General features: G+C 44.8%; 22 protein-coding genes. 3 read left to right on the top strand and 19 right to left on the bottom strand.

Annotated elements, in window-relative coordinates; all coding sequences use genetic code 11:
- Positions 1 to 263: 263 nt before the first annotated feature.
- The 7 genes from AKL11_RS23995 to AKL11_RS24025 form a co-directional block, all read right to left on the bottom strand.
- Positions 264 to 656: a type IV pilin protein gene (locus AKL11_RS23995; RefSeq protein ID WP_067522858.1), complete on the bottom strand. Its 393-nt coding sequence runs from the start codon at positions 654 to 656 to the stop codon at positions 264 to 266.
- A gap of 11 nt (positions 657 to 667) precedes the next feature.
- The gene (locus AKL11_RS24000; protein ID WP_067522860.1) at positions 668 to 3940 is read right to left on the bottom strand and encodes a pilus assembly protein; all 3273 of its coding nucleotides are present in this window, start codon (positions 3938 to 3940) and stop codon (positions 668 to 670) included.
- Positions 3941 to 3980: 40 nt separating this feature from the next.
- On the bottom strand, positions 3981 to 4538 hold the full coding sequence (locus AKL11_RS24005; RefSeq protein ID WP_067522862.1) for a hypothetical protein: 558 nt from the start codon (positions 4536 to 4538) through the stop codon (positions 3981 to 3983).
- Positions 4539 to 4552: 14 nt separating this feature from the next.
- Positions 4553 to 5479 (bottom strand): PilW family protein, encoded by a 927-nt coding sequence (locus AKL11_RS24010; RefSeq protein ID WP_095210662.1) that lies wholly within the window; start codon positions 5477 to 5479, stop codon positions 4553 to 4555.
- A 22-nt stretch (positions 5480 to 5501) separates the two neighbouring features.
- Positions 5502 to 6077, bottom strand: a complete 576-nt coding sequence (gene pilV, locus AKL11_RS24015) for a type IV pilus modification protein PilV (RefSeq protein ID WP_067522866.1) — start codon at positions 6075 to 6077, stop codon at positions 5502 to 5504.
- Complete coding sequence (locus AKL11_RS24020; RefSeq protein ID WP_067522868.1) at positions 6077 to 6583, bottom strand: GspH/FimT family pseudopilin; 507 nt, start codon at positions 6581 to 6583, stop codon at positions 6077 to 6079. Before AKL11_RS24020 ends, pilV begins: the two co-directional genes overlap by 1 nt.
- Positions 6584 to 6812: 229 nt before the next feature.
- Positions 6813 to 7127, bottom strand: a complete 315-nt coding sequence (locus AKL11_RS24025; RefSeq protein ID WP_067522870.1) for an SCP2 sterol-binding domain-containing protein — start codon at positions 7125 to 7127, stop codon at positions 6813 to 6815.
- Positions 7128 to 7327: 200 nt separating this feature from the next.
- Here AKL11_RS24025 and sohB point away from each other — a divergent pair, with 200 nt between their 5' ends.
- Entirely contained in the window at positions 7328 to 8383 is a 1056-nt protein-coding gene (sohB, locus tag AKL11_RS24030) for a protease SohB (protein ID WP_067522872.1), read from the top strand.
- Positions 8384 to 8441: 58 nt separating this feature from the next.
- On the opposite strand, the gene AKL11_RS24035 is transcribed toward sohB, so the two are convergent.
- The 7 genes from AKL11_RS24035 to AKL11_RS24065 all read right to left on the bottom strand — a co-directional run bounded on the left by AKL11_RS24035 (position 8442) and on the right by AKL11_RS24065 (position 18032).
- Positions 8442 to 9614, bottom strand: coding sequence for a cation:proton antiporter domain-containing protein (locus AKL11_RS24035; RefSeq protein ID WP_067522874.1), 1173 nt, complete (start codon positions 9612 to 9614; stop codon positions 8442 to 8444).
- Between the two features lie 115 nt (positions 9615 to 9729).
- Entirely contained in the window at positions 9730 to 10227 is a 498-nt protein-coding gene (locus tag AKL11_RS24040) for a DUF934 domain-containing protein (RefSeq protein WP_067522876.1), read from the bottom strand.
- Positions 10214 to 11866: a nitrite/sulfite reductase gene (locus tag AKL11_RS24045; protein ID WP_067522890.1), complete on the bottom strand. Its 1653-nt coding sequence runs from the start codon at positions 11864 to 11866 to the stop codon at positions 10214 to 10216. The genes AKL11_RS24040 and AKL11_RS24045 overlap by 14 nt, the downstream gene beginning before the upstream one ends.
- 354 nt (positions 11867 to 12220) lie before the next feature.
- Positions 12221 to 12424 (bottom strand): DUF2970 domain-containing protein, encoded by a 204-nt coding sequence (locus AKL11_RS24050; RefSeq protein ID WP_067522877.1) that lies wholly within the window; start codon positions 12422 to 12424, stop codon positions 12221 to 12223.
- Positions 12425 to 12564: 140 nt separating this feature from the next.
- A complete protein-coding gene (locus AKL11_RS24055; protein ID WP_067522878.1) occupies positions 12565 to 14136 on the bottom strand; it encodes a hypothetical protein in 1572 nt (523 codons plus the stop codon).
- A 215-nt stretch (positions 14137 to 14351) separates the two neighbouring features.
- Entirely contained in the window at positions 14352 to 15845 is a 1494-nt protein-coding gene (locus AKL11_RS24060; RefSeq protein WP_157673748.1) for a hypothetical protein, read from the bottom strand.
- A gap of 213 nt (positions 15846 to 16058) precedes the next feature.
- Entirely contained in the window at positions 16059 to 18032 is a 1974-nt protein-coding gene (locus AKL11_RS24065; protein ID WP_067522881.1) for a cation:proton antiporter domain-containing protein, read from the bottom strand.
- A 153-nt stretch (positions 18033 to 18185) separates the two neighbouring features.
- Between AKL11_RS24065 and AKL11_RS24070 the strand changes: the two genes are divergently transcribed.
- Both AKL11_RS24070 and AKL11_RS24075 read left to right on the top strand, forming a co-directional pair.
- A complete protein-coding gene (locus AKL11_RS24070) occupies positions 18186 to 18425 on the top strand; it encodes a glutaredoxin family protein (RefSeq protein ID WP_067522883.1) in 240 nt (79 codons plus the stop codon).
- Between the two features lie 121 nt (positions 18426 to 18546).
- A complete protein-coding gene (locus tag AKL11_RS24075; protein ID WP_067522893.1) occupies positions 18547 to 19437 on the top strand; it encodes a cation diffusion facilitator family transporter in 891 nt (296 codons plus the stop codon).
- On the opposite strand, the gene AKL11_RS24080 is transcribed toward AKL11_RS24075, so the two are convergent.
- From AKL11_RS24080 to AKL11_RS25445, 5 genes are all read right to left on the bottom strand, one after another.
- On the bottom strand, positions 19421 to 20218 hold the full coding sequence (locus AKL11_RS24080) for a TatD family hydrolase (RefSeq protein ID WP_216636846.1): 798 nt from the start codon (positions 20216 to 20218) through the stop codon (positions 19421 to 19423). The genes AKL11_RS24075 and AKL11_RS24080 overlap by 17 nt on opposite strands.
- Before the next feature lie 294 nt (positions 20219 to 20512).
- Entirely contained in the window at positions 20513 to 23608 is a 3096-nt protein-coding gene (locus AKL11_RS24085) for an efflux RND transporter permease subunit (protein WP_095210664.1), read from the bottom strand.
- A gap of 6 nt (positions 23609 to 23614) precedes the next feature.
- Positions 23615 to 24724 (bottom strand): efflux RND transporter periplasmic adaptor subunit, encoded by a 1110-nt coding sequence (locus tag AKL11_RS24090; RefSeq protein WP_067522886.1) that lies wholly within the window; start codon positions 24722 to 24724, stop codon positions 23615 to 23617.
- 258 nt (positions 24725 to 24982) lie between these two features.
- Positions 24983 to 26146, bottom strand: coding sequence for a hypothetical protein (locus AKL11_RS24095; RefSeq protein ID WP_067522888.1), 1164 nt, complete (start codon positions 26144 to 26146; stop codon positions 24983 to 24985).
- Positions 26147 to 26537: 391 nt separating this feature from the next.
- On the bottom strand, positions 26538 to 26743 hold a 206-nt coding region (locus tag AKL11_RS25445), incomplete at its 5' end, for a transposase (protein WP_157673749.1).

The following is a 26743-nucleotide window of genomic DNA, read 5'->3' on the forward strand; positions in this document are numbered from 1 at the left end:
GCTTTGGTGGATAACCGCGGCTTCTCAGAGGTAATGGAACGAGTTCTTTGATTAAATCGTCGATCAGGCAGAAGACAGTAGTGATAAACTGTTCAACGGGCATGGCTGGTTTCCTCCTTTGTATCCACTGTTTTTAATAGCAGAAAAGTAGGTCAGTCATGCCTTTTTCAGGTCAGTTTAAAAGTCGAACATCGCGTAATTCTACAAAAAAGTAGCCATTGGAAAAGGGGCTCAAGCAGAGTCCCTTACTATCTTCTATACATTCACCACTTACCCGATTTACTGCCCAGCGAATTTATCGCGATATTCCCATCCACCGCTTGTGCATTCTGAGGTAAAGCCAACAGCAAGTAACCATCTTCACAGGTAAACGCATCACCTGCGTCATCACACTCAGAACTGATGGAGTACCAAGCATGTTCAGTGACAAAAGGATTGTTAATACCCAGCGCGGATAGATCATTGGCATAGCGGTGATTTTCTAGAAAAAACTGCTCTTGTCGTCCAGCAATATCAAGCAGGGCGGTTTGACCTTCCGAACGTCTGCCATTTTGCAAGTATTGCTGGTAGCTAGGTAATGCAATGGACGTCAATATACCCAGAATGACCAGAGTAATTAACAGCTCGATTAATGTAAAACCAGACTCCTTTTTCATTGTTTTTTCCTTTATAGCTCTAGCCATCCACTGCGATGAATGCCGATTGGATTATCGACATCACAAAAGTTAGAGTTCAAATCACAGAGGCTTTGTCCTTCACCCATGGAGACGATCGCAGCATCACCGGGCATACCCATAACCGACAGTAAAGAAGCTCGATCATCCACTTGTCGGTCACCATCATTGTCCAGGTCTCGAATGGCTGCAGCGATATGTAAATTCACCACATAGAACCGGCTACTGCCGATGCCCGGCATACAGGCGTTGGCACCAGGTGCACTGGTTGGGGAATAAGTGCTGAATAATAGAGAACCACTGTACACATCTCCGACCGTTGTCGTTTTTTCACCAGAAACTGTTAAATTTATATACCAGCCAAAGCTTGTATCCAAAATATTCAGTGCGCTAGCACTTTGCTGACCTGTACCTTCCTGAATTAAATTACTGCTCGCGTCATAAAAGTCATCATGTTGAATCACTTCCGGTGGCGTACTGCAACCCTCACAGGTGCCAAAGCGATTATAGAAAACATTTTTATCCCGGATTACGTAGTAGCGATCCGATGGACTGGTGGTTGAACTTGAACTCCCGGACTGTGGATTTGCTCGATTACCACTGCCAAGAACCACCGCGTCGTAAGCAACACCTCGGTAAATGGTGCGTACCAATTCTGGTTGATACATAAATCGACGATCTGAGCTATTATCTGGCGCTGGGCGAACATCCAATTCATCTGCTCCCAATTCAGCCAGTTTGATCATGCTCCAGACGTTACTTTCTTCTGTAGGTTCATCCTCATCAAGGTACGCTGTGCCAATATCAATTCTGAACACATTGCCACCGGTATCCGCAAAATACACTCGGTCTGTAAGACCATCACCATTACTGTCCATTGGGGCAGGGGGGGCGACAACACTCCATTTCAAACGGCTGTCTTCATAATGAAGCGCGTTTGGTAGATCAACATTGTCCGTTGGGATAAACGATTTAATTAATTCGCCACTACCCGCATCCACAAAAAATACACCACGTCCTTTTTGCGACAGTTTTCTCACCGTATGGCTATTTCCATCGGTATCTACTTCCTGAATACCATTGCGATCGTCATCATTAACAGAATCATAACCAGCACCAAAGGCGACAACATACCGATAAAAAATTGAGGTGGTTGTGACTCCTGATTCGGTATCCGTTTCTATGCGACGGTAGCCTGGAATAATCATAGGAACAGGTGAGGACCAGCTTTGTCCTAACTCTGCAAAGCCGGGATCAGTGCTGTCTTTGCGCCATAGAAGAATCGGTGTTCCATCGGGATTAGAGACATCAATGGCGTAATAACTGTCACCACCGCGGCGCATCCCAAATAACAACACCATGCGGTCACCATCGATGTATTTGATATTGCCATCGTCATTGTAATCCAAGCGAATAATACTGATCTGGCCATCAATGCCGTAAGGATGTGCGGTGCTGTCACTGTCTAGATAAAGGGCTGGTACATTTCCTGAGGTTTCTCCTGCAAAAAATGACCAGTTTTCTTCTACGTCATTGCCTTTATCTTCTATAAAGTGCAATTGCCCAAAGTTGGTGCCAAACGCTAAACGAATATTTGGATTGTCATGGTCATATTCCGTACCATCGCCGTCTGTATCGCCATAATTCAGGGTAACTGGCTGAGAGTGCAGAATGTCACCCAGTACCCAGGAACGGGTATTACCATCGTCGTCCAAACCTTTTATCCAGTTTATTAGGTTGTCCGATGTGTAATGTTCTGAACCGGTTAGGCCAAATTTGTCGCGTTCTATGTAATCCAGTGGCCCCATAAATTCAAATTCTGTGATCTCATCGCTGAATGTCAGATTGGTATAGAAAGTACCTCTTGCTCCGGTGGCCAATAACTGAGCGCCCAATCCACCACTTTCAACTTGCCGGCCGTCGCTGCCGTTTCCCCAGTAGGTGCCAATACCTTCTGCGATTCGATTTCCGTTGGTTTCAATTGCGGCATCACAGCCTCGATCCACCACGGTGCCGGCGGTGAAATTATCATTCTCATCACAGCCCGGCGTTACGGTATTATCTTTAAATATCTTTAGTTTTTTGATATTGCCCAGCCAGCGGGTGTTGTCCGTTGGACGAAACATAGCGTAGTAGGCATTATCCAGTGACTCGGTTTTTTTAAAGCTATTCACTGCAACGGAAGGGGACACAAAAGTACTGTTTCTTTTCAGAATCTCCCCCAGTGCACCCTCAAATGCACCGGCGATATCGTCTACTGCAACACAACCCGCTTCCGGATCAGTATTCGTGCCCACTGTTGTATAACAGTTACCACCGCCTTCATCTGCGGTGTCTCTTAACAGCTGTTGATCAGTATCAAAACCAATGGTGTAAGTGAATGCCTTTTGTGGGCCGGTAAACGTATTGCCATCAAGACCGGATTCACCGGGATTACTCAGGTAGCCCGCAAGGATTGGCAGGCAATTGCCGTCATATTCTGAGCAGGATCTTCCGGTTAATGTTTCGATTTCGGTGTCACGACCTCCATCCTCACTTGGCTGACCATCAGTCATGTAAATAACGTAGATATTCTGGCAACTGTTCAATGGAGAAGTATATAAACCATCGCTTTCCTGCGAGGTATCTCTGCTGCCAGCTTCGAGACCATAATCAACAGATTGACCGGTAAAATATCGATAAACCTCATAGTATGTTTCACACAGCGGTGTCCATGTGCTGGGAGACAGGTCATCTATTGCTGATAGCAATGTCTGGGTTTCGCCGCTATTTCTTTCCCGTAGCCCTTGGAATATGTGACCACCATTTTTAAAATTAAATAGTGCAAGGCCAAACTCTAAGCTTGGATTATCTGTGATGAGCTGGGTTACCGCTTCCTTGGCAACATCCATTCTTGTTCTGTCCGGTTGAAAAAACCAGTTGAGGTAGTTGCCTGGGCATCTGACATCATCTGAACCGGATCTGGTCTGGCAGGGATGACCATCACTTAACAGGTTATTAATATCTTCATGATCGTCGTCTATCTCACCGGTTCCATTAGATGGATAGCCACCCTGATAGGTAATAGACGCGTCGTACGGATCTCTGGGTACAACTGTTCGCATGCTGCCGGAGTTATCAAAGATGATCATGACCTGAGCCGACTCTGTATTGGCAACATTCGCTGCAGTAAATACTTCAGTATCATCAGCAATAGTCAAATTTGACCAAAGACTTAACATGGATAGCGTAATCGCCACTCCGGTTTTCAATGTTGACCACATCATAGGCTTATCTTTTTCTTATCATTATTAAATTAATTCTGATTTACGGCGAAGGTGATGGTACTAAGTGCGTAGGAATACTGACCATGACATTACGCCCTGAAGAAGCCCCATTACTCTGATCCCCCAGCATCACCTTAAAGGTATTCATGGCCAGCGTCGTCGATATACCCGACTGATTACTTGCCCCTTCAATCTGATAATACTCCACCTGATATTTCCCGACTCCACTGGCATTTTCTGTTCGTGGTGCAGTCATTGATGTTGATTGATAACGAATACTTGGGCTTGGTGGCGTATTAGCCGTTCCACAAAGGTGCGCCTGTTGCTGTTCCTGAGTGAGACCTGCGGCGGGTTGTAAGGGGTTATAAGGATTTCTGGCCGCGTTACAAACACCTTTCAAAAAAGTATTCATACCCGATACGGATATTTGATTCACTGTCGCCTGAGCGTCATTAAAGGTATTGAGTTTGATTTCTGTATTGGCAACAGTCCGCGGTGAACGACTATTCTGATTGACCATGGTGACAGCAATGGTGGTCATCATCATCAAGAACAGCAGAGAAACCAGCAGAATCATTCCGCCTTGTTTTTTCTTCATCTTAATCATCCTGATTATTGATACGCATGGTTATATAGAAACACTGTCGTACTGACTAAATGGCGATGACGATTATCACCACCGCCTTTTACGGTGATATCACCCATGGTATAGGTTCGATTGTCCGTGTAATTATTCGTTTCCGGACTTCTTGCCAATAGATGAATTTTAACGCTTTGCACCTGATTCCACTGGCCGGCGCTCCAGTTACTTGTGTTTGCTGGCACACTTTGATGCCGATTGACCTGGCCATCTCCGTTTTCATTGATACCCAGCTCAATCCTCATGGCTTCAATATTGCTAGCCAGTGTCGTATCTACCAAAGCATCATTATCCAGCCGTAGTAATCTCAGCTCATTGTTGGCCAGATAAAACAGGCTGAACTGGTATTCTCTGATTTCCTGGTCCGGGGATAGATCCGGAACATTGGTTCCTCGAAAAACTCGACCTTCCTGACTGTTGGCAACCAGATAGTTGCCAGTGGCGGCCAGTGCCGTCGTCAATGAACCTGCCGTACCTTTAAATAAAAACCAATCCGACGGTTTACCATCGGCTGCCGTATAATTCCCGGCCTGACCGACAGCGCAATCCAAAATATTATTGCCCCCACGTCCGGCTAAAAACGCAGGAAAGGGCAGGGTTGCAGAAGCCAAACCAGAGCAATCATCTGTCACCGTATAGCCTGCAGAGCGGATACTCCCCGCAGCAACGCCGTTAGCAAAACCGGCAGACTTTAAATCACCACTGGCAATGGCCAGGGCTGACCTGGCGTTATTATTCAATAACACCATGTCACTGCTTTCACGCTGAGCGATAAAGGTGTTGAGATACAAGGTAGCCACGCCCGCCAATAAGAAAAGAGACAGCACCATGGCAACCATCAATTCAATGATGGTAAAACCACTCATACGATGAGAGTTCTTCAATAAACAACTATCCATGTTTGATGATCACTTTTTGTTATTAGTTAATGGTCGTGTTCATCACCATGACACGTCTGAGATCGTTATCCGCAATTGAGCGGTAACTGGCGATGCCGGTTCCACAATTGCCCGGTTCTGCGGGAACCAGTGCATCCGGTGGACGACTGTCTGGACGAGGAAAACGACCACGCCACACCAGCGTCAGCGTCACATCACTATTATTAATATTGATACAGGCTCTGGGAGAAATAAGGCCGCCCGTGCTGGTAGCGTCTTCCCGTTGAATGGCACCAGCAAACACAGAGGTTCCCCATTGCCAGAGATCAAAAGCAGCCGTTTGCTGTGCCGTACAGTTAGATCCCGCTTGATGACAGACCGTGCCAGGCTGAGCTGGAACTGCATTCAGGTTGGCGGTGTAACTGCCAAGCCCATCAACATTCGCTGCCATGCGAGCCAGAAGGTCATCAGCAAGGTTTATCGCAATGGAACGTTGCTGCACTTCGATAATATTCTTACGGGACTCCAGCACTAAGCCGGCAATGCCCAGTAGCCCAACAGACACAATCATCATCGCCACCAGCACTTCAATCATGGTAAAGCCTGAAGTATTTTTCATCACGGCGATTCCTCCTCAGTTTCTGCTGGCTCTTCTGTAGAACCTTCCTCAGAAGGGGAGTGGGGAGTAAACGACACTGTTATGCCATTGACGGTACCGATGATAGAAGAATTCGCATCACTAATAGCGATAGCCCCACCGGAGAATAAACCGCGGTTGTCAAAGCGGTAGCTGTCTTCCGGTGAGTTTATGTTGGTGTCCGTGAATGACCCAACCTGCATCAGGGTGACACCATTAGCACTGACAGTCCCATTACTGCCTACCCAGTCATTGTCAGGAGTAATTGTTACAATGGTATCCCGAGTGATGGCTTCCGATCGGGCAAAAGAAAGAATGCTCTGAATTTCCTGAGCCTGATTGCGAACACGATTATTAGCAATCGACTGAGTAAACGATGGGTAGGCTATAGAGGCGACAATTGAAAAGACCGCAAGGGTGATCAACAGTTCAACAAGTGTGAAACCACATCCTGTGTTCTGTTGTCTGTACTTCCATTTTACAGACATAAGCAAACCATAACTTGATTATTTTTGTTAATACCTTATTGAGTATGTGAACCGTATCACACTCATTGGTGATGAATGGTATTTATTGTTGGATGACCGGTCAATCACTTGTTGAGAAATGACTATAAAACGACGATGTTTATATATTTTAGCCATAAAAAAAACCGGTTCCGAAGGCCGGAACCGGTTTAGGATGCCAAATTGAGAAACCTTAATTCATGCTACATGCTCAGTTAGGAAATAGCGCACTCAATTTAGTAGCCAGCATCATGTTGCCTTCGGCACGTAATTTACCCATCATGAAGGCTTGCATGCCGTCCATCTCGCCGGACATCACGCCGACCATTGTCTCGCCATCCATGATCAGGGTAACGCTTGGATCATCATGAGTGCCTTCCACTACGGAAAAAGCATCATCTTTGACGATGAGATGATAAGCATCGCCATCGGTGATATCGAACTGGAAAATTTCATCCATGCCAGAAGCGGCGTCGGCGTCGAAACGAGTGTTCATGGAGTTGATGATGTCAGCGACAGAGCTCATATCTATTTTCCTTGTTGTTATGGTACAAATTAACGTTTAACAATCTGCAGATTATGGGGATTCAAACAAGCTGTCAATGATATTCATACGACCGTTTGAATTTTACGGTGTATTGACTTTATATATGTAGTCACTGTGGTAGGGAAATCAGGTATTCTATAGCCACTGGCTCTGTTTTCGGGTTTTGTAAGGAGATACTTTTGGACTACATCGCTGACTTTATTCTGTTTCTGGCGAAAACCATCACATTAATTGGTGGTATTGCCGTTCTGGCTGCGCTGATCGCCGCCATTGGACAGAAAGCCAAAAAAATGCACAAAGGACACCTGGAGATCAACCGTCTGAATGAGCATTACGATCATTTAAAGGATGAGCTGAAACACACATTACTGGATAAAGCACAACTGAAAAAAGAAGAGAAAGAGAAAAAAACCAAAGCCAAGGAAGAAAAGAAAGCCAATAAAGCGAAGGGCGATAAGTTTGAAGAGCCAACAAAGCCAAGAGTATTTATTCTCGACTTTAATGGTGACATTAAAGCCTCTGCAGTGAAGTCTCTGAGAGAAGAAATCACGGCTGTTCTTTCCATTGCCAGCCCGGAACAGGATGAGATTGTCGTTCGTCTTGAGAGTGGTGGCGGGATGGTGCACTCCTATGGTCTTGCATCATCACAGTTGAAACGTATTCGGGATAAGGGCATCAAACTCACAGTCACCGTTGACAAAGTAGCCGCTAGCGGTGGTTATATGATGGCTTGTGTTGCTAATCATATTGTTGCGGCACCTTTTGCAGTGTTGGGTTCCATCGGCGTCATGGCTCAGTTGCCAAACGTCAATCGTCTGCTGAAGAAACACGATATTGACATAGAATTACACACGGCCGGTGAGTACAAAAGAACGTTGACAATGCTGGGTGAGAATACTCAGAAGGGCAGAGAGAAGTTTATCCAGGACATGGAAGATACCCATGAACTTTTCAAAAACTTTGTAAAAGCCGAACGTCGTGTGGTGGATATTGATCAGGTGTCTACTGGTGAAGTCTGGTACGGACAAAAAGCCCTTGAAATGAAATTGATTGATCAGATCAGTACCAGTGATGAATATATCTATCAAAAGGTTGATGAAGCAGACCTTATTCAGGTGGAATACATTATCAAAAAGGGCGTTACTGACAAGCTGGGCATGGCCGCAGAACATGCATTGGACAATACACTGCTTAAGTGGTGGGAGCGTTTTACCACCCGAGGTTTCTTTTCCTGATTGAAATGAGGGGGAGGTATCATTCCCCCTCACTATCCCAATTCATCTCAAAAAAAGATTAATCCCTGCGCAGTCGCTCAGACAGTGCAATAGGCGATTCAAACCGAAAAACCACAATGTAAGAAGACACAATCAGTGAAAGTATCGCGGTTGCCTGAATAATATGAGCAGCCACTCCGCTGATTAAATGCTGACTGCTGGCCAACACAGCGATAAGAATCGAAAACTCACTGGTTTGCCCAAGGCGAAAACCCACTTCCCAGGCTGTTGATTGCTTTTCACTGACCCTGCGTAATAAGAAACCAAAGACAACCGGTTTAACGGTAATAATCACGGCAGTCATAATCACTGCGGGAACCACCACCATACCAATTAAATCAAGGTTAAAGCTGGCGCCGATTGAGAAGAAGAAGAGTACCAAAAAGAAATCTCGGAGTGGTTTCAGGTTGATCGCGATGTATTGAGCAATCGGGCTGGTTGCAAGGCTGATGCCGGCAATAAAAGCACCAATTTCGTAAGAAAGGTGCAAGCTGTGAGCCAGCTCAGCAAATCCGAGGCACCAACCAATAGCCAGTAAAAACAGATATTCATGAAATCGATCAAACCGTGCCATCAGTGGTAACAGAAGATATTTCACCAACAACACCGCCGCCAAAAACATCAGGGGAAGGGCAGCAAATGCCAGCGCCAAATCACTGTAGCCCGATTGGTGGGACGGTTCTAAGTTATAGAGAAGTAATAACGTAACAATGGCAAATAAATCCTGAAGCAACAGCAGGCTGACCATCATCTCGCCGGTGTGTTTATGATGAAGAACCGTGGTGGGTAATAATTTGATGCCAATAATCGTGCTTGAGAACATCATGGTCACACCAACGACAAGCGCTTCATGCTGTGGCAGATCAAATGCCAAGCCAAGACCATAGCCTGTGAGAGCAAAGATAAATGAACTTAACACACCGACTGTCGCGGTTTTTTTCAATAAATGGGCAAGGTGGCTGGGCTGCATATCAAGCCCGAGCAGAAAGAGTAGAAAGATAATACCAACATGGGAAATGTCGTTTAATAGATCGGTATCGTTGACGATTTCTAATCCGAAAGGACCAAACAATGCACCCAAAGTAATATAAGCGACCAATAAAGGCTGACGGGTGAATAGGGCGCCAGTGGCCAGAACCGCAGCTCCGGTGAATATAAGAAAGAATGAGAAGAGCAGGGAACCGCTTTCCATTTATATAAGGCTCTGTGTTGGATGTATTTATTTGAAAATACAGTATAACCAACTGAACGCGGTTCGTGCATGGATTAGTGATAAATCTCTTTTTCAAAAGAGATTTATCCATTTATTACAGGTTGTGCCTCAAGCGATAGGCCGGTATCGCCTCATCTGCAGAGGTTTGATAGAAATTCGTAAAACCATTCATTTCACGAACCGCTACCTCAACATCCTGATCTTCACGAAGTTCAAAGCTACTAAACCCACATCGACGCATATAATTCAACTGATCCACCAGAACATCGCCAATGGCTCTGATATCGCCGTTGAATCCAAGCCTTTCCCTTAAAAGAAACGCAATACTGTAGCCGCGGCCATCAACAAATTTGGGGAAATTGACAGCAACCACAGTAAATTGATTCAATAAATCGGTACTGATCTTGGGTTCATCGGAACTGTCCAGCCAAAGCCCGGATTTGCCATGGCCTTCCGCCTGAAATTGCAGTGCCAGCTCAATATGCGACACTGGAAAAAAATAGTCTCCAGGTGATAGGGCATCGGTTGCCTCTTCGGCACTCAATACTTTGTACTGAGTTTCTGTATGTGTCCCATCCTTAAGCAGCGGCATAAACACTCTCCTTAAATGGCTCGACCCCGATTCGCCGACAGGTATCGATAAACCGCTCATCCGGTCTTCTTTCTTTTACATAGGTCTGTAGCAGCTTGTTGACCACATCAGGCACTTCTTCCATTTTAAAAGAAGGTCCGAGTATTTTGCCCAACGATGTGTCGTAGCCAGAAGCACCACCCACCTGAATCTGATAATACTCTTCGCCTTTACGGTCGACGCCCAGAATACCGATATGCCCAACATGGTGATGACCACAGGCGTTCATGCAACCAGAGATATTAAGATCCAACTCGCCGATGTCATGGAGAAAATCGATGTTTTCGAAGCGCCGTTGAATGTCTTCTGCCAGAGGAATGGAGCGAGCATTGGCCAAAGCACAAAAATCACCACCTGGGCAGCAGATCATATCGGTTAAAAGACCTTGGTTAGGTGTTGCCAGGCCAAGAATTTCTAACTGTTGCCAGAGCTCATACAGCTGGTTTTGTTGGACGTCCGCAAAAATTAAATTTTGTTCGTGGCTAACCCTAAGCTCACCAAAGCTGTACTTATCAGCTAGGCCTGCAATGGCGTCCAACTGCTCTGCACTGGCATCACCGGGCGCATCCGCCGTCGCTTTTAGTGTCAGGGTTACTGCACTGTAACCAGGCTTTTTATGCACGTGGACATTACGTTTCAGCCAGAGCTGGAAAGGAACGCTTGCCGACAGAGCAAGATCATTCAAGTCAACAGACGCCAGTGATTGATAGGCTGGCTCTGTGAAGAACGAAGCAACTCTGCTGATTTCCTGTTCTGGCAGATGAGCATTGGAATCTTTAATAGCCAACCATTCTTGCTCAACCTTTTCAGCAAACACTTGCGGTGTTAACGCTTTGACCAGAATTTTGATTCTGGCTTTATATTTATTGTCTCGACGACCGTATTGGTTGTAGACGCGCAACACGGCATCCAGATAACTCAGTAAATGCTCTGGCTCTAATGATTCTTTAATGACAGAACCAATCATCGGCGTTCTGCCCAAACCGCCACCCGCCAGAATTTTAAAGCGTACTGCACCATTATCATTCAAATGAGCGTGGATGCCGATATCATGCACATTGGTAGCTGCACGATCCTCAACGCTGCCGCTGACGGCAATTTTGAACTTTCTGGGCAGAAAAGCGAATTCAGGATGTAATGTCGACCATTGTCTTATAATTTCACACCACGGACGCGGATCTACGATCTCATCATGAGCAACACCAGCAAACTGGTCTGTGGTGGTGTTTCTAATGCAATTGCCGCTGGTTTGGATGGCATGCATTTGAACCGAGGCAAGCTCCTCTAAAATATTTGGAACCTCTTCCAGACTTGGCCAGTTGAGCTGAAGGTTCTGTCGGGTGGTAAAATGCACATATCCTTTGTCGTAACGTCGGGAAATATCCGACAATTTTCTCAGCTGCTCACTATTCACCATGCCATAAGGGATAGCAATGCGAAGCATCGGTGCAAAACGCTGCACATAAAGGCCGTTTTGTAGCCGGAGGGGAAGAAACTCATCTTCTGACAGCTTGCCATCCAGGAATCGCTGAGTCTGATCATGGAACTGTCGAACTCTATCAGCGACGATTCGCTGGTCATAATCATCGTATTTATACATGGACTGTTCGTCTGTTGCTTTTCTGATGTGACCAGGCAGCTTCAGGAATACAGCACGACCTGACATGTGTCGTATTTCTGAGGCCTTGTCATGATACAGCACAGAGGATACTGGCTTTTGTTTATACGTAAAACTACTGTTTTCAAATAAAAATAGACGAAAAAAGAATATACGCGAAATTGTTGGTGAACAGGGATGACCAAAAGCAGGTCAACTTGCTACAGTTACCCCTGCGCATTAACCCTAGGAGAAAAGTGATGAAAGACAGTTCCGTTGATGCAATTGCTGCAGTCGCGTTAATTATGTTAGTTGTGGTGACTGCTGTGTATTGGGTCAGCACCCAGTAACATCGGCTTACGCTGAGCTCAGTACCATTCGTACGATCACCATTAAAATAATAACAAAAAGAAAAGTACCCACTAATCCAGCGATAATGAAGTGCGCTGGTTTACCTTTTTTGAAATCCCTTTCCAGATTCGATTGCTTCTGAACACCGAACGCTGCAGATAGGGCGCTTAAGATCACTGACCTAACTCCGGTACCTTTGCTATCGGACATTGCCTATCTCCAGAACTATTGTCTTCGAATCTTAAGATGATTACTCCCATAGAAGCAAGATTGAACAGAAATAGATATAGAATGTGCGGCAACAAGAGATGAGAGAGACGGCACTGGTATAATCTACCAGTGCCAAAAGCTTACTTTATAATCAGGAAGCTTATTTTATAGTAAGTGTTTCTGGCGGCGAAATAGCCTACCCAGCCCTCTTTATCCGCCTGACTCCATTCCATGAACTGATCCGCTGCTTTTTGTGTGTAATAGGCGGCTTGCTTCTGAATGTAGGGAAGTAATACATAGGCAAGAGCCCCCAGTACAAGACCGTTTGTGGCAGATGTGAAAATCTGCTGAACAGCCATACTGGTACCGCCAACAGCATAATAATTAATCATTGTATCCATCAATACATAAGCCGCTAAAGGGCCAAGTACCGTTGCTGCAATTGGAACCGCATACTCCCTGACATTTTCCGGTATCGGTACAAATTGATATGCCGAAGAAGCAATCGCCTCAGCTCGCTCACCAATGGATACCACCTGATGGTGGAGCTCGTCATTAATGGCTAGCAAATTTTCTGTGGCCTTGTTATCCAAGCCCATGTTTGAAATACGTCCTAATCTGTAGGCTATTTCAAGAAGACCTATACCGGATGCAAGCCCATAAGATGACGCTTCACTCCAGCCCCGTCCGTTGAAAAACTCCATGTAACCATCGTGAAGTGTATACTGGATACTGGTTTTAAGTGCTTCATTGAAGTCTTGATAAATGCCCAGATTTTGCTTCATGCCTAAGTCAACATGAATCAGTGAAATTGCTCCACCAGGTAGATTAGCAAACTGGTTAAAGCTATATCCAACCATCAGTTTAGCGACACCATCCAGAGTTTCATCATTCAGAGAACCCAGTTGAGACCAGTTGCCGAATATCCGGTGAATCTGACCTCGCTGATGAAGTGTTTTCAGGTTATCTGCAACAATGGAGGAGATGCAACTAACCAGATTATTGGTTGGTGTTGTACCCATATAGCCACGAAACGCTTCCACATTACTTCTTGTATAGTGCTGCCTCCGGATACCATCCTTCATTTCTAGCGGTGAAGTTTGGTCTTCACTGCCATATTTAGTGCCATACATCCCCAGAGAATAGGCCGTCAGTCCCTGAATAAAACCTTGTGCACATTGCGTAAACAAGGGGCTACTATCTGTAAATATCCGTTCATTAATTAATTTGGCAACTGACTCTGTAAAATCACTGCCAATCAGTAAGTGATTCCATTTCATCAATGTACTTGTGTAAGAATACGGCTGCCATGTGATAGCACTTATGGCTATAGCCGGAATAAGTTGAGGGACAAACGCCCCCGCAACAGCAACTTTTGACAAGTTGTCTTCACGCTCTAGAAATACACGCAGTTTTTTGCCCAGCATATTGGGTGATGGTTCAAAACTGAAGCGAATATAATCATCATCCGGCGTTATTACTTTAACATCATTTGGAGAGGCTATTTTTTTTAGCCAGTTCTGTCCTGTCGAATCAATACTTCCTTTGATTTTAATATTGCTGGAATTTGAGCCCAGAGATGTAACCGAATTATTATCACTTTGATTGAGTAATGTATCTTTCTTGAGTTCAAAGATAATCTGTTGATTGCTATCTATAGTGATATCATCAAAAATAATTTCTCCTTCGTACAACTCCTTTTCATCACTCATTAAATATCCACTCAGTGATAGAAACAGCGTAAGAAAAAGACTCTTAATTAGTAACCTAATATCAATCGTACTTCTTTCAAAAAAATAGAGAAAAACAAACACTACATACTTGGCACTATAGACCAAATAGGAAACCTTCATTCTTGAAAACCTCATCAGAATGACAGATCCGTTGCCATGAATTATTGTTTATTTATTAATAAAAACATTAGAGTTTATTCATCCTCGACAACAAGATCCACTCTATAGTGAATGTCTTCCGCCAGAATATATTCAGACCAACTTCCGTTATCTGCACCCACATAGTCAAGCACAGGTTTCTGGATATATCTAATTGTTTGAGAACCATGCTTCTGAAGAACAGGAGAAATTAAAAAAGTCAGGGCACCTAAGGTAATACCTTCATAAGCATTATTGAGAAGATGAAACAGACCCGATGAAACATGTCCATTTAACAAGGATACAGCAGCATAGGATACAACTGGAAGGGCAACGCCTAACGTTAAAAGTTGAAAATCATTAAACTCTGGTATTGCTATCCATCGGTTAAATGAAACGCCCATTGCCTCGGCACGCTTCGCAAATGAATGAAATTGGTGCCTTTTATCTCTTACACTATCGCTTACCCCCTGATAAATGTAGAGCCGTGTAAACATTTCAATAAGACCAACACCACCGGCCATTGCATAACCAATACGGCCATCTAAACCATAGTCCTCGGAAATACCCTGAAACAGATCTTCATACCCAGCCTGCAGGGTATATTGGATAGCCTTTGCAAGAGAGCGGTCAATATCGTCTTGAAATGTGGCGCTGCTGCCAGCGTCAGTCAGGCCGATATTTCTTTTCAGGTTCCCGAATAAATCCCCTGCCTGAAAAGCGATGGTATTAAAACCATAACCAACAACAATTTGAGAGATACCTTCAATACTTTTATTATTTAATTTTGAAAGAAATTTAAAACTATCCGATTCAGGGTTTTCTGCAAGATCAATGGCCACGTCACTAACAACCCGTGACATACAATCCATCACTTTCTTCATTGGCGCTGTTGCCATATAGTGACGAAATGTATTGATCTTACCTCTTTGCTCTCCAGTGCTGTCTCCGTAGTTAGCCATTTCAAACAAGACAAAACCTTCAACAAAGTCAGCAGTACATTTTGATAACAACTCAGTTTTATCATCAAATGCCTTGGTTGCTGCAATATTCCTCACTAAACTTGACACATCAGAACCAATGACTTTGTAGTTCCAGCGCATCAGTGTCTCATAGAAAAGGGTAGGTGCTGGCCCCCAAGTAACATCATTGGCTATAAACACAGGAATCAGCTGTGGAAAAAATGCAGCCACTGTCGCTAATCGTGATTGATTTTCTTCTTTCCTGATGATGATAGATATATCTTTACCCTTTAAATCATCATCAATATCTAAGGTAAGATAGACATAAGGACTATGAGAAACCTGATGATTGTTGATTTTATCCGTTACAGATTTATTGCCATGCCATAAAAAATAGTTAACATCATTTTCAAAGGTGATATGTTCATTGTCAGCTACAATTCTTGCGGGAATATTACCTTGAACCTCGTCTTTAAGCGGGCTGGTATTAATTGCTATTACTGCATTATCTTTCTGACTTCGTCCTATTTTAATCTTATTTTCACTAATCGCATTTAATTCATATTCAAAGTGATCAGCCTTTGCCACATTAATACCTAACAAGCTATTAAAAAGGCAAAAAATCAAGGTATATGAATATAGTTTAAATCTGTGCTGGAAAAACAAATCAACTGTGAATACCATATTGCCATCTCATACAGCAGACAATCCCTTGCTATTTAATTCAGAAAAGTATGGCCTTGTGATAACAAGGTCATACTCGATAGTACCGTCAGAAAAATCTTATACTATCAATTTATGCTAGTCGAAGTACTTTTCGATATGAGAAATGTCATTACTACTTCCTGTTAAAACAACAATATCTCCAGAAAACAATTTCATGCCTTTTTGAGGTTGTAAAATCATATTATCCCGCCGTATTTCAACAATTGAAACATCAGTTCCTTTTAAATCAAACAAATCAATGGTCTGTCCACAAACTTTACTGCTTTTATGGACAGTCACCGCATGACGGTGGGTTTGATTAGCACCTTCTAAAAGGTAATCACTCATACCCGGGTAAAACCCATTTAAAATTTCATACCCTTGCGTTCTGGCTTCATTAACGCGCTGCCTGACATGCAACGGATTTAAGCCCAACATGAGTAGAGCGTGTTTAACGATGACAAGGCTGGACTCCAACACTTCTGGAATAACCACGGTTGCACCGGCGCGTTTAAGTGCATCAGACTGACTATCGTCCCGGGTTCGCACCAGAATAGGTGTGCTCTGACAACTTTCCCGAATAGCAGTGACAATCTTAATGGCGTTTTCAGGCCGGTCAATACAGATCACCACCTGATCGGCTCGTTCCAGTCCAACGGCAAGTAAAAGCTCCAGTTTTCGGCAATCACCATAAAAAACAGGTTCACCTGCCAGACCTGCCTCATGAACATGAAGTGGATCATCATCAATGGCGACATACGTCTTATCTTCTTTGGTGAGGAATCGGGCAATGGTCTGACCAACCCGTCCATAACCGCAGATCAGCGTATGATGGTGCATATGCGCAGTCTGTTTCCGAACTTCTTCTTCCTTAACCCGGTTTACTTTATCCTCAGATTTATCGAATTTCACCAGTTTAACAATTCGATCACTTTTCCGAATCAGAATCGGCGCAATAACCATGGATAAAATAGTCACTGCCAGAACAACGGAGGTCAAATTACCACCATTTTCGCCATATTGAGAGGCGAGGGCCACCAGAGCAAAACAAAACTCCCCCCCCTGAGCCAATGAAAGACTGGCTCGCAGCGATATGTTTTTAGTTTCGCCCATAGTTCGTGCCAGAGTGTAGGTCACTAAAAACTTAAAGGCGATCAGAGCGATAGTGCCTAAAAGAACCTCTTTCCAAAACTCTTGAAGTACGGCTGTATCTAATATCAGTCCGACAGACACGAAGAATAAACCCAGTAACACATCCCGGAATGGACGGATATCCGCTTCAACCTGATGTTTATAATGACTTTCCCCCATCATCATACCGGCAACAAAACCACCCAGTGCCATTGACAGCTCGAGGGCATGGGAAAGCCAGGCGGCCATCAGTGCAACGACCAGAGCCATCAATACAAACAATTCTTCGGAGCGGGCCTTGGCGACTTCATGAAACACTGCAGGCAACATCCACTTGCCAATAGACAGCATGACCACGACAAAAACGATGCCTTCAAACAAGGCAAAACCTAGCGATGAAGCAATGGCGATAGATTCCGAGCCGCCATTGATCAGGGCAGGAATCATAATCAGGAAGATGACGGCAGAAATATCCTGAAACAATAGTACTCCAATAGCCAACTGCCCCTGCCGGGAGCGTATTTCATTACTCTGAGTTAATTCTTTGGAGACGATGGCGGTTGAAGACAAAGCCAGTGCTGAGGCACAAATCAGTGATGCCAGAAAGGGAAAGTTAAAAAAGGTCAGAATACCGAAAATACCCACGCCAGTGACCAGTACCTGAAGCCCACCAAGACCGAAAACCTCTTTTTTCATGGCCATGATGGTCTTCATGGAGAATTCAAGGCCGAGGGTAAACAATAGGAAAACCACGCCGATTTCCGCCAACAGGGCAATATCAAAATCCTGCTGTATCAAACCAGAAGTGGTTGGGCCAAGAATAATGCCAACAAACAGATAACCAAGGCTTTCAGGCATCTGAAAACGCTTGAAAAAAGCGAGGGTAATAGCAGACAACGCCAGAATCAGCATCAACTGATTAAAAAATGTAAAATCCATGGGACCGCCAGCTGTGTTTATAATTGCCCGTTGCAAGTATACGCAAAAATTCCAACCTGTGGTTATATCAGGGGTTATATCTGGAATTTTTCTTTCTTGGTCTAACACTGACTATATCGCTATCATAGGCTCCATTTTTAGGTAAGACGTACCATGACTCAGCTACTTCTCTATACCACAGCCGGTTGTCACCTATGCGAAGATGCCCAAAAAATACTGGAAATCATTGACTGCAAATGGTCGCCAATAGAAATCAGTACAGATAATGACTTGATAGAACACTATGGCATACGTATTCCAGTGGTTGGTATAAAGGGGCAGGAAGAAGAGCTAGGTTGGCCATTCTCCGAGAATGAACTGAAAAACTGGCTCAATAAGATCACTTCAGGATAGGATAAAGAAGAATCTTTAGTTGATTGGCAAGGATCGCATGATTAGCTATTTTTTGACTTTATTTAAAGATAACAAAGTGAACCATACTGATACGCATCATGACATACCTTCAGGTGAGCACGTGTCTAAAGAAAATCACCGTTTACTCAAACTCGCAACCTATGCATCTGTTGCAACCGCCAGTTTATTGATTATTGCTAAACTAGCAGCCTGGTTTATGACCGGGTCATTGAGTCTACTGGCAACCCTGCTTGATTCAACCATGGATGTACTGGCTTCCCTGATCACCTTGTTTGCCATCAGAATTGCCATTCAGCCAGCCGATGAGGACCACCACTTTGGCCATGGTAAGGCAGAGCAGCTTGCAGTATTGGCTCAGGCTGCTTTTATTGCCGGGTCCGCCATTGTATTGATACTGAACAGCCTTGACCGAATGTCCGGTGATGACATTGCGCTGCAAAATGAAAATGCCGGCCTAGGCGTCATGGTGTTTTCCATGGTGGCGACCATTCTCCTGATTACTTTTCAGCGGTACGTGATCAAACGGACTAATTCCGCTGCTATTAAATCCGACTCGCTTCACTATCGTATGGATCTGCTCACTAATTTTGCAGTTATCATCGCACTGTTTGGCGCAAGTCAGGGATATGATCAGCTGGATAACTATCTGGCTTTCCTGATTGGCGGATACATGCTTTTCAGTGTTAAAAAGTTAGCCTGGGAAGCTATACAGCAGCTTATGGACCATGCTTTGCCTCCGGAAGATTTGGAAGAAATCGAAAGAAGGGCGCTGTCCGTTCATGGCGTTTTGGGCGTACACGATGTCCGTACCCGGGTATCCGGTCAAATGGCCTTTATACAGATGCACTTGGATCTTGAGGCGGAGCTGTCCTTAGAAAAAGCTCACCACCTTGGTGCAAAGGCCAAGCGGGCAGTGCTTGAGTACCTGCCCGATGCGGATGTCATTGTTCACCTGGATCCGTACCCACACGAACCTATTGATGAAGATTAAAAAATGATAGGGCCGTATCCAACGTTTCCTTGGCGATAACGGCCTCCTTTTTGCCGGTATGAGCTGCAATTTCCTTCACCACTTCCATTAAAAAGGCCGGTTCATTACGGCGATTTTTGGGTTTTCTGGTTAAGGTTCTTGGGAGCAACCAAGGAGCGTCAGTTTCAATCATCAGTCGGTCAGAGGGGATATCCTTTACCAATGGGTGAAGGTGAGTTCCTCTGCGTTCATCGCAAATCCAGCCGGTAATACCGATGTGACAATCCAAATCCAGATAGCGATAAAGTGCCGTTTTCTCTGCGGTAAAACAGTGAATAACCAAGCGGGATATCTGATCTCGACAGCCTTTAATCATTTCTGCGAAACGTTCAGACGCATCCCGCTCATGGCAAAATAGAGGCATACCCGTTTCGATGGCCAGCTCAAGATGTTGCTCAAATACCTTTTCCTGAACCTGTCGGGGAGAGAAGTCACGATTGAAATCCAACCCTGTCTCTCCAATAGCCACCACTTTATTCTCCATAAGCAAACTTTTGAGTTCTGCCATTGTGGAGTGTTGAACGTATTTAGCATGGTGTGGGTGAATGCCTACCGTTGAAAAGCAGTACTCAGAATACTGATTGGCTAAGTTCAACACCTGTTGGGATTCCTCCAGTGAGGTTCCCGTAAGAATCATTGTGGTGACGCCAGCTTCAACCGCCCGTGAGATCACTTCATCTCGATCGACATCGAAGGCCTGATCGCTCAAATTGACACCAATATCAGCTAACCGCAGGGTCATGTATTTACTCGAATCGTAATAAGATGCAGATATTCTGTAGAGAATATCAGCTTTAAACAAAGAAATTGTCGCAAAAGCTCTGGTTCCCATGCTCTGAAGGTGTCGCAAACTCCAAACATCTCGTTCCTATGCTTTGAGGTTGTCGAAAAATTCTCAACCAACTCGTTCCCATGCTCCAGCGTGGGAATGCATACCCCAAACATCAGGGTTTCCGGCTCCCACGCAAAGCATGGGAACCAGGGTTTTGCGACAACCTCGCTCTGCGTATGGCTTTTCGAAATAACCTCTATACCATTAAGATTGAAGTTGTCGGTCTTGCTTTTTGCCGGCAATCACCAGAAGGCAAGGTGTCAATACCAGCGTCAGTACCGTGGCAAAGGCAAGACCACCGGCAATGGCGGTAGATAGCTGGTTCCACCACTGGGCTGTTGGCCCACCCATTTCCACGCGATGATTCAACAGGTCAATATTCGTGGATAACACCATGGGCATCAATCCAAGAATGGTGGTGACGGTCGTCAACATCACAGGGCGTAAACGCTGAGCTCCGGTTCTGAGAATGGCTTCTTCCGCCTTCATACCTCTGCCTCGAAGCACGTTATAGGTATCAATCAAGACGATATTGTTGTTCACAACGATACCTGCAAGGGAAATGACACCAACACCACACATCACAATACCGAAAGGCTTTCCTGCCAACAGCAAGCCAAGAAAAACGCCACCAGTGGACAAAATAACCGCTGACATAATCAATGACGCTTGATAGAAACTATTGAACTGTGTCACCAGAATCATGGCCATAACGAACAGGGCAACAGTAAAAGCCTTTACCAGAAACTGACCACTTTCTTCCTGCTCTTCATTCTGGCCTTTGAACTGGAAGCGAACATCCCGGGGAAGATCAAGCTCTTCCAGTTGACTCTTCAAGACCGGTAACAGGTCATTGAGCAACAGCCCTTCAGATAGATTTGCGGTAATGCTGATGGACCGTTTGCCATTCTGATGTTTGATGCTATCAACCTTTGGAACAATCTCCCGGGTCATAAAATTATTAATCGGTACCAAACCCGCCTGAGTCATCAGTCTAAGTTGATCGATGCTTTCCAGATGGCGATCGGTTTCCGGGAAACGGATACGGATGTCGACTTCATCACTACTGTCATCCGGACGATAGCTGCCCACGGTTAATCCGGAAGTAACCATTCTGATCAAACCACCGGCACTGCTGACATCTGCGCCATAACGAGCGGCATTTGCCCGGTTAACATCAATTCGCCATTCATAACCAGGAGTAGGGCCATCGTCTTCTACATTGATAAAGCCATCAGTACCTGACAGTAGTTGCCTAACTTTTCGGACACTGTCGTGAAGCACTTCAAGGCTGCTGGCAGTTACCACCAGTTCCAGTGGTTTACCCTGAGGTGGGCCATCCTTCTGTCGTTCAATGGATATATCAAGACCGGCAAAATGCGACAGTTTCACTTTAAGATCTTCAGTGATCTCAGCAGCCTTTCTGCGGTATTTCCAGTCCACCATATTCAAACGGAGCGTGCCGACTTCCTGGTTATCTCCGGTACGGGCATACAATGTTTCCAGTTCGGGTTCTCTGAGAATGATCGCTTCCACTCGTTGCAGAATATCGTCTTTTTCATTGATAGACAGATTACTGGAGTTAACCTTGACCTTAACAATAATCCCATCCGTATCCACATCCGGGAAAAACTCGGAACCTTTACCGAACTGAATAAAAGCAACATAAATAATAAACACCGAAGCCAGCCCGGCAGCCAGAATTTTCAGAGGATGCTGAATAGCTTTAGACAGTGATCGTATATAAAAACCCGTCAATCCCGGAATATCCAACAGGTTGCCAGATTCTGCAGCAACAATGGCTTGCTGCTCTTTATCACTGATCTTTCTGGGCTTGCCAAAGACAGCACCGATGGTTGGAATAAATATCAGCGCCATCACCAGAGAAGAGGCGAGGGTGGCGATCAGAGTCAGAGGAAGATACTTCATCATCTCGCCCATAATACCTGGCCAAAACATCAGCGGGAAAAAGGCTGCCAGTGTCGTTGCCGTGGAGGCAATAATCGGCCATGACATTCTAATGGATGCATCACGATAAGCTTGCCGCCTTGGCACACCTTCCGTCATTTTCCGATCGGCAAATTCAGTAACCACCACGGCACCATCAACCAACATGCCCACGGCCATCATTAAGGAGAAAAGGACGATCATGTTGATGGTTAAACCCATCATGGCAATTATCAAAATGCCTGCAAGAAATGATCCCGGAATAGCAACTGCTGCCAGCACTGCGCTACGAAAGCCCAACGCCCCGATGATCACTGTTACCACAAAAATAATGGCAGAAAGCACGCTGTTTTGCAGATCGTTAACCATGGTCACAATATCTGTGGACTGATCGCCAACGTAATCCACTATTAACGTATCAGGAGCCAGCTTTTGACCTTCAGCAATAATGGCTTTGGCCAGGGCAACGGTTTCGATAATATTTTCACCCGGCCGTTTTTTGATTTCCAGGGCGACGCTGTTCTGCCCGTTCATCCGGGCATAACCGCCACCTTCTTTGAAGGTGCTCAATACGGTTGCAATATCTGCAAAAGTAATAACACGATCACCGTCGGCTTTTACGGGCTGGGAAAGAATGTCTGCCGGTGTCTTATACACCGCGGGTACTTTTACGGAAAATCGACCTTTGCCATTATCAACATTACCCGCTGCAACCAGCTGATTATTTTGAGCCACAAGGTTGATTACATCACTGGGAATCAGGCCGTAGCTTTCCAGCTTCAGCGGGTCAATGATAACATCGACCACTTCTTCACGATCGCCGGCGATATCCACTTCCAGTATTTGTTTTCTGGATTCCAGCACATCTTTCAACTCACGGGCCATTTTGACCAAAGCTCGTTCAGGAAGATTTCCAGATAACACAGCGGTAATGACAGGCGCCATACTGGCAAACGTAATTTGATGAATTTCTGGCTCATCCGTATCTTTGGGTAACTTACTTTTCGCCAGATTTACTTTGTCCCTGACGTCCGCCAGTACTTCATCTGTGTCCATACCGGCAATAAACTCCAGCACTACCGACGCATGGGATTGAGATGCCGTGGCGCTCATTTCCTTTAAGCCTTCAATGGCGCGAAGCTCTTTTTCCAGGGGAAGGACGAGAAGACGCTCAGCATCCTCAGGGGAAATGCCCTCAAAATGAACAGACACATAAATGACCGGAATGGTGATGTCGGGGCTGGACTCCCGGGGAATGGTCATATAGCTGGCAAACCCGGTGAGCAGAATCAGTGCCAGTAACATCATGACACTTCGGGTTCGTGATAATGAAGCCGTTATCAGATCACGCACAATGCATTACTCCCCGGCAACCAGTGATAAACCCGGATTAATCACCGAGACCTGATCACCGGCCCGGACAAATCCCTGGCCACGGGTGATGACTTTTGCATGTCGGGGAATGCCGGTAATCCATAGACGATTACTTTCTGACTTCACCAGATCGATGGGCGTGAATTGCACAAGATCCTTATCGTTTACCCATTTCACCCCTGGGTTGCCGTCTTCATCCAGTGCCAACCAGGCAGGGCTGATTTCCAGAGCAAGCACTTCATCCATAAAAAGATCGGCTTCAACACTCAAGCCGGCTGGAATATCCATGGCAGGGTTTTCAACGGTTAATTCAACTTCGAAGGTTCGGGTAGAACTGTTTGCCTGACGACTGATAAAGCGAATGTAGGCCTGTCGTGACTGACCATCGGCAAAGCGAACCGACGCGGACTCGCCGGCCTGAAATTGAGCAATAGAGGCTTGGGGTACATCCACACTGATCACCAGAGGATCCAGATCCAGAATCTCGGCCACCGGCTTACCCGTATCAATAAAATCGCCCACTTCAACATAGCGCTGGTTGAGCACTCCAGAAATCGGAGCGACCACTTTCGTGTTTTCCCAATGTATTCTCAGTTGCTCTTTATTCGAAATAGCTTCAGCCAGAGAAGCCTCCAGATCGGCCACCTGATTATCCGCGATCAGCTTTTTCTTCTGCAGAGAGATGACTGAATCATAATCCTGCTGAACTTGTTTGACCCTGGCTTTTGCGGATGCCAGCTGAGCTTTTAAACTGCCTTCATTGAGTTTAAGAATTTCCTGCCCAACCGTAATCAGTTCGCCCCGTTTTCCAGACACTTGAACCACGCGTGCTGCCAGTTCAGAGCTCACTGTGACCGTACGGTCTGTTTCCGTGCGACCATAAAGCGTCAAGGTTCGTTTAATCAGTGTTTGGTCAAAACGCGTCGCTTCAACGGTGGGTAATGCGTAATTTTGGTTTTCCAAAGCCGAAGGGGGAGGGGATCGATCACTGTCGTTAATATCAACGACATCTGCTGTCAGTAAGTACACAGCGATGACGACTGAAACACCCCCTGCGGCCAGCCATGAACCGCTCAACTTGGCAAATTTCTGCATTCCACTCACTTTATTATTCTGATGGCATCACTGCCTGAAATTAGGCTGCACCTTTACATCAGCTGTCTAAAACAAAAGCTTCAGTCCGAATAAAACTGCATATCCAGGCTAAAAATAGCTAACCATGTACATTCGTTTCAATGTGAGGCATTTTCGCAACATATTCCCATAAAATCGACCAATTTATGGCGTTGCTGGAAAATCAAAATAACGACACTGGTAAAGTATCGTTATTTCAATGAGTTGAGGGAAGGGAGGTCAGCTGTTGTTTCTTCGATTAGCGGCCTGTTTTGTCGCGGTAGTCTGCAGCGCTTCTATCAAGGAGTATTCATAGACACGAGCCGGAATATGATGATAGCCAAAGCTGGCCACGGTTAACCCTAGTTGAATACCATGCACGATGGACCACATAGTAACTGTTTCATAAACAGTATGACCTAAATGAAGAACACCAAAAACATGCTCCCCAATTCCATGGTCATGATCATGATCATGGTAATGTTTTTGACCTCCATAAATAAACTCACCAACACCATGGGTATGATCAACAATCTCAGCAACATGGAACCCAGAACCTATGAGTTCTAAAATCACTTTCTTTATCCCAGAGCTAACTGCAGGGCCATGGGAGTGACCCTCAGTTTCAAAACCCATTAATGATGAACCATAGCGGACAAATTCAACACCGTGTAAAACGAGCCCAACCAAATCCCCATAACCAATAACGGTTTTGACCAGGGAGTGCCGGAATAAACGCCAGCGATCAACTACATAAATGGAGCTTGGCAGGTTTTGATCATCAAATGTCATGATCATGGAATAGCTATCACCAATATTAAATGTAAGAAAATCTTCTGAGATCACTGAGTTAAGAAGATTCGCATCCTGAGTTGAAAGATCGTGGCTCTCAGGCTTGAATAAATGCATAGTTTGGGACAGTTTTTTTTCACCGATCACATAATCATTGAGATCCTTTTCACCGTTTATCTCTTTTAGAGCGTCTGAAATCAAAGCAGGGTGGAAGAAGGAAATCATAGCCCTGGCTTGAGGAGAGTCTTTGTCGCCAAGATTGACGGCATCAAAATCGATATGAATCGGTGCTGTAATGGATTTACTTCCTTGCTTCACAGTGATGGAGCCATAATCACCGGCAACATCCGGCTTTTGATAAAACAGGGCATTAAACTGAAGAGTCCCAACTAATGGGTTACTGTGCTCAGTCAACGTTTGAGCAGATGGTGTATAGTTTACATGGCAAGACTCTGCACCTTTAACGCAATCAGTACTCAAAGAACCTTTAGCATCAGAGTCTCCAAGATAACTAATAGTGATGATACCCTCAGGATCAGCCGAAGCACTACTCCCAATAAATACCAGTAATAAAGTAATAAAGAGGGCAAACCCCTTTGCGGCAAAATTCATATTGATAGTCCAATTCAGTTTTTATTAAACGTTTTTAGAATAGTCATAAAATCAAAACCCGCAAATGAGATTTATTCTCAATTAATCAAATTCAGCTTTATATATCTCATATTAATAAGGTTGGGATAAGAACATTATTAATTTAATTTATGATTACCAAAAATGAACTTCGTGGGTGTGTGAGTGAGTAAAAATGATTAAAATCATAGAGTTAGACCTTATATCTTGAGATCTTAATTAAATGCGCTTCATGAACACTCCAATAATCCCTTGAATTACTATAGATTTAACTATTCATACGCGATGTTCGACTTGCAGATTTTTAACTTTGCATGGAAGTAAGTCCAACTAAAACTTTAAAAGCTGTACCAAAGTGGAGTTTCACTGATTTTTAAGCAGCAGCAATCAGGCTTTCAAACTGAATCGGTGCTTTCCCTGCACTGATATTCAGATATGAACCCATATTGTGTGCCAAAAGCTTCCTGGCTATACGCGAAGTCATATGCCACCTGTCTCGACAACGGCACCTTTCGATTTCAAATTGTTCTGCCAGCTGGCCAATAACTGTTTCAATCCTCCGTCGTACCCGCATGATTA

Origin of the sequence: Endozoicomonas ascidiicola (assembly GCF_001646945.1) — a bacterium.
In the GTDB taxonomy this organism is placed as follows: domain Bacteria; phylum Pseudomonadota; class Gammaproteobacteria; order Pseudomonadales; family Endozoicomonadaceae; genus Endozoicomonas; species Endozoicomonas ascidiicola.